The sequence below is a fragment of the Psychrobacter sp. 1U2 genome (assembly GCF_051847575.1).
Genome location: NZ_JBPYDC010000751.1, coordinates 1 through 856 on the forward strand (window position 1 = coordinate 1; position 856 = coordinate 856).

Genomic DNA, 856 nt, shown 5'->3' on the forward strand with positions numbered 1-856 from the left:
GACTGGCATGTATATGACGGGCAAGGCTGGCTTGTTGCTCTTTTTTATTTTCTGTTGACCAGTAGTAATCCAGTCCCGTCTCACCTATTGCCCAGACATGCTTAGCGTCAGCGGTCTCTATCAAACGCTCAACCGTCGCTGATTGCAATATGCCAATATCTTCACAAGGATGGATACCCACACTCATGCCTAGATTTAACGTCTCATCACCGTAAGTGCTGACAATATTGGCAATCTCATCATATTCAGCAAAATCACACATAATCGCCATCGCACGGGTGACATTGGCTTCTTTCATAGCAGCTATCGCGCCGGACAATCGACCATCATACTTCGTTAAATCTAACCGGTTTAGATGGCAATGGGTATCAGTAAACATAAACAATCTCGTTAATAAGTAACATCTTTTAAAATATGGATTTGGTAATCGCTACACTATTTATTGCTATAAATAGCACTGTTTTCAAGCGTTCTTTAACAGTAAACTATCAGGCTATAGTGAGTTCAGTATAAAAACGATACAGTGGAACTGGGATGAATTTTACGCAGCATCGAGCAGCGCAGGCACAGCACGCAAGAAAAATTTATACCAGTTCCACGTTGAAATATAATGTATTTGTTTTATTTGAAATCGACTAGAGTTATTAAGAATATGTCTATTGAATTAGCTATCGACTTAGCGTTTGCCCTAAAAACTGTCTTGATTATTAGGTTTGACAATCTCACATCCACCCAAACTATCCATCAGCGAGGCACACAGCTCTGGATGTCCTGCACAGCAGTCTTGCAACAAAAACTGCACGACCGCCTCCATATGCGACAGCGACGCACGATAGATAATTTGCCGACTTTGTCT

Annotated in this window: 1 protein-coding gene; it reads right to left on the reverse strand. The window is 41.4% G+C overall.

Going from position 1 to position 856, the window contains the following annotated elements; genetic code table 11:
* On the reverse strand, positions 1–379 hold a 379-nt coding region (locus ACS8FD_RS18520; RefSeq protein WP_439276922.1), incomplete at its 3' end, for a TatD family hydrolase.
* Positions 380–856: the final 477 nt, after the last annotated feature.